This is a genomic window from Bacteroidota bacterium (assembly GCA_034723125.1).
Lineage (GTDB): Bacteria > Bacteroidota > Bacteroidia > CAILMK01 > JAAYUY01 > JAYEOP01.
This window is the reverse complement of record JAYEOP010000620.1, coordinates 1-4,811: the sequence shown is the minus strand read 5'-3', so window position 1 is coordinate 4,811 and position 4,811 is coordinate 1. Positions and strand designations below refer to the sequence as shown.

Here is a 4,811-nt window from a genome sequence, read left to right as displayed (position 1 = left end):
TTGACTAAAATCAAGAATAGAATATTTAGCATCTATTAAAATAAAAACTTATAAATTAAAAAAGCGTTGACAAATTGAAACACTTTTTAAACAGCTCAAGTTTCGCATAATAATTCTGTGTGCTAACATGTTTATTATCTGACTGTTATATTATGTGTCTTTTCTTAGTGCAACTTCGTGCCTTGGTGTCTTTGTGGCAAGATATTGATAATTAGCCACGAAGGCTCTAAGACACTAAGAATCACAAAGTACGAAACAATTCATTATAGAATTATTATACTATTGATTTTCTTTATGTTATCACAACTCGACATTTAATAAGCTTCCGAATGTCAATTCTTTATATTCAAATGCTAAACTTGAGTAAACAGTTAAAACTGTATTTTATCTAATTCTATTTATTATCGGACAACAATGGAAATAAATATAAAGTCTATCTGTTGAAATTCAACTATGTTTTTGAAAAAGCTACCAACATTTATCTCTGTTTGTCAATATGTTACGGATTGCTATTTCGTTTTCTTAGAGGCACTAATTAATTTTGTATAAAAAATCAATTTTAGAATTTTGAGTGAGAAATCATTTGGAAATATTAAATTTGTATCTTTAAAATTATCCTTATGAAAAAGAAAAAAACAAAAAGAAAAAAATTATCATATAAAAAATATTCCAAAATTCTTTGGGCAATATTTCTTTTCTTCCTTTTATTGTTTTCAGCCTTTATATTTTCAATTTCAGCAGGTTGGATAGGTGAGTTACCTTCAACCACAAAATTGGAGAATCCTGAAACTCCGCTTGCTACTGAAATATACTCTTCCGATAGTGTGCTGATAGGTAAATTTTTTAACGAAAATCGTTCTTCTGTATCTTTTGACGAGTTAAGTCCATATATTATTAATGCTTTAATTGCTACTGAAGATATTCGTTTTCACAAACACTCGGGTATTGATTGGAAAGGTGTTTCTGCAATTCCATTGTACTTAATAAGAGGCGAAACACGTGGTGCAAGTACGATAACTCAGCAATTGGCAAAAAATCTTTTTCCTAGAGAATCTTTTGCCACAATTCCTGAAATTATTGTTAGAAAATTAAAAGAATGGATAATTGCAATTAGACTTGAAAAATTTTATACAAAGGATGAAATTATTACAATGTATTTAAATACTGTTGATTTTGGCAGTAATGCATTTGGAATAAAATCAGCTTCAAAAACATATTTCAGCAAATATCCTATTGACATAACTATGGACGAAGCAGCCATTTTGGTAGGACTATTAAAAGCAACTTCATACTATAATCCTCGTCTTAATCCTGAAAATTCAAAGAAAAGAAGGAATACCGTTCTTTCACAAATGCTTAAATATGATTACATTTCAGAAGAAGAATTTGATTCGACAAAATTACTTCCTATTAAATTATCCTATGAAGTATCAAGTCAAAATATAGGGATAGCCCGTTATTTTAGAGGACATATACGAATGTACCTCAAAGATTGGTGCAAAGATAATAATATTGACCTCTACGGAGATGGATTAAAAATATATACAACCATTGATAGTAGGATGCAAAAGTATGCAGAAGCATCTGTAACAGAACACATGAAAGATTTGCAAGCAACTTTTTACAAACATTGGAAAGGGGTTTACAATGCACCATTCGGTTGGAAGTTGAGTAAAGAAAATGTAGAAAAATTAATGCGTATTTCTATGAAAAGAACAGACAGATATCGCATTTTAAAAGCAACAGGAATGAGTTGGGATTCTATTTATGATAATTTTCAGCAACTACAAAAAATGCAAGTTTTTACTTATAATGGCAGAAAAGATACAAGCCTAAGTCCTTACGATTCAATTTTTTATTACAAATGGTTTCTTAATCCCGGTTTTATGGCAATGGATTCAAAAAGCGGAGAAATACGAGCATGGGTAGGAGGAATTGATTTTAGATTTTTCAAATATGATCACGTAAACAAAAGAGCCAAAAGACAAGTTGGTTCAACATTTAAGCCTTTTGTTTATTCAACAGCAATTGAAAACGGCTATTCTCCTTGTTTAAAAATTCCGAACGTTCCAACAGTATTCCCTGATTTTGACAATTGGAAACCACAGAACTCAGATGGCAAATATGGAGGAATGCTAAGAATGGAAGAAGGATTAGCAAAATCAAATAATTGCATAACGGCATGGCTAATCAAGCGTGTAACACCAAAAGCTGTACTTGAAAAAGCCGGAGCAATGGGAATTGACACAAGTAATATTAAGCCTTATCCTGCAATTGCCCTTGGAACTCCTGACATCTCAGTTTATGAAATGGTTGGTGCTTTTAATACATTTACAAACAATGGTGTATGGATAGAACCAACAATTATTAGAAGAATTGAAGATAAAAACGGAAATATTATTAAACGCTATGTTCCACGAGAAATAGAAGTTTTTGATGAAACACACAATTACGTTATTCTTAATATGCTTAAAAAGGTGTCAACTATGAGAGGAGGTACAGCAGTGAGATTAAGATTCAGATATAATTTTACAAATGAAATTGCAGCAAAAACAGGAACAACTCAAAACAACTCAGATGGTTGGTTTATTGGATCTGTTCCTGATCTTACCGCAGGTTGTTGGGTTGGAGCCGAAGACAGGAGTGCACATTTTCGCTCAACTCATCTTGGACAAGGTGCAAATATGGCATTACCGATTTGGGCTTTGTTTATGCAAAAAGTTTACAAAGATTCAACCTTAAAAATCTCTAAAGAGCCATTTGAAAAACCCGAAGAAGAATTACCTTATGAAATTGATTGTAAAAAATATAATAGTCAAAATCTTCAAAATGCTTCGGATGGTTCAGTTTTTTAAAATTATATTTCTTGTTTTGTAAATATTGATTTTATGGCTGATATTAAAGAGCAGATAAAGCTATTACCTTCAAATCCCGGTATTTATAAGTATTTTAATAAAGATAAGGAAATACTTTATATCGGTAAAGCAAAAAATCTTAAAAAACGAGTTAACTCATATTTCGTATCCAAAAAATCTTTGAGTAAGAGAATAGAAAGAATGATTTCAAAGATTTATAGCATTGAATACACAATTGTTGATACTGAGAATGAAGCCTTACTGCTCGAAAATTCATTGATAAAAAAATATCAACCCAAATACAATGTAAGATTAAAAGATGGGAAATCATTTCCTTTTATTGCCATAAAAAACGAAAGATTTCCAAGAGTTTTTTCAACACGAACTATTTTGAAAGATGGTACAGAATATTTTGGTCCTTTTGTATCGGGACTTAACAAAAATTATCTTTTGGAACTATTACAAAAGCTATTTAAAATAAGGCGTTGCGGTTATAATCTTTCTGAGGATAACATAAGTAAGAACAAAATAAAAAAATGTCTTGATTACCATATTGGACTTTGTAAAGCACCTTGCGAAAATCTTCAAAGTGAAAGTGATTACAATAAAAATATTGAACAAATAAAGAAAATTCTAAAAGGAAAAACATCAAATGTAATTTTATACCTAAAAGAAGAAATGACAGAAGCATCAAAAAACATGGATTTTGAAAAAGCAGATGAAATAAAACAAACAATTGATGCACTTAAAGATTACAAAAGTAAGTCAATGGTAGTAAATCCAAAAATGAGTGATGTTGATGTTTATGCTGTTTATTCAAATGACGATATTGCAATTTTTAATTTTTTAAAAGTTACCAATGGAGCTGTTATTCAGACGGATACAATTGAATATAAAAAACAACTTGAAGAAACAGATGCCGAGTTATTACAATTTGCAATAACAGAAATGCGAACTAGATTCCACTCAAATTCAAAAGAAATAATTCTCCCGCTTTTACCTGATTTCAAGCTTGAAAACATAAAATATGTGGTTCCTAAAATTGGAGATAAGAAGAAACTTTTAGAACTTTCCTACAAAAATGCTTTTTATTATTTTCAGGATATTCAAAAAAGAAAAGCTCTGCAAACAGAGAAAAGTGAAAGAGAAATAAAACTTCTTAAACAAGTACAAAAAGACCTTGATTTAAAATACATACCATACACAATAGAATGTTTTGATAATTCCAATATTCAGGGTTCATATCCCGTGGCTTCAATGTCGGTTTTTAAGTATTCAAAACCACATAAAAAATCATATCGTCATTATAATATTAAAACAGTAATCGGTGCTAATGATTTTGCTTCTATGGAAGAAGTGATTTTTAGACGATATAAAAGAGTTTTAGATGAAAAAGAAAAACTTCCCGAACTTATTGTTGTTGACGGAGGTAAAGGACAACTATCTTCAGCTTACAAAAGCCTTGTAAAACTAAAAATTCAAAATAAAGTTGAAATAATTGGAATTGCTAAAAAGCTCGAAGAAATTTATAAAGTAGGAGATTCTTATCCTTTAGCAATTGATAAACGTTCACAAACAAATAGGCTAATACAGCAAATCAGAAATGAAGCACACAGATTCGGAATTGAACATCACAGAACAAGACGATTGAAAGGAAGTCTAAAAACAGAATTGAGTGAAATAAAAGGAATTGGAAAAAAAACTGCTACTAAATTATTAGAAAATTTTAAATCTGTAAAAAAAATTAAAGAAAGTGATGTTTATACTTTATCTAAATTTGTTGGTAGTAGCAAAGCAAATTTAATAAAAAATTACTTTGAAAATAAAACGGACTAAAAATTCCAATCGTTTAATAATAGGGAGGTTCTATAAATACATTCGCCTGCCTATATCGGCAGACAGGCATTAAGATTTTCAGAGTTTTTTATAGACAATGAAAAATTTGTGCCTTGCATC

At 30.0% G+C, this 4,811-nt stretch carries 2 protein-coding genes; both read left to right on the top strand.

The features are described 5' to 3' along the window. Positions 1 to 620: 620 nt before the first annotated feature. Positions 621 to 2,855: a transglycosylase domain-containing protein gene (locus tag U9R42_15405; GenBank protein MEA3497411.1), complete on the top strand. Its 2,235-nt coding sequence runs from the start codon at positions 621 to 623 to the stop codon at positions 2,853 to 2,855. A gap of 33 nt (positions 2,856 to 2,888) precedes the next feature. Next, positions 2,889 to 4,691, top strand: a complete 1,803-nt coding sequence (gene uvrC, locus U9R42_15400; GenBank protein ID MEA3497410.1) for an excinuclease ABC subunit UvrC — start codon at positions 2,889 to 2,891, stop codon at positions 4,689 to 4,691. Positions 4,692 to 4,811 lie beyond the last annotated feature (120 nt).

Bases quoted from the DNA above. Each gene is read 5' to 3' on its own strand.
- uvrC (MEA3497410.1), top strand. From the start codon at position 2,889: ATGGCTGATATTAAAGAGCAGATAAAGCTATTACCTTCAAATCCCGGT.
- U9R42_15405 (MEA3497411.1), top strand. From the start codon at position 621: ATGAAAAAGAAAAAAACAAAAAGAAAAAAATTATCATATAAAAAATAT.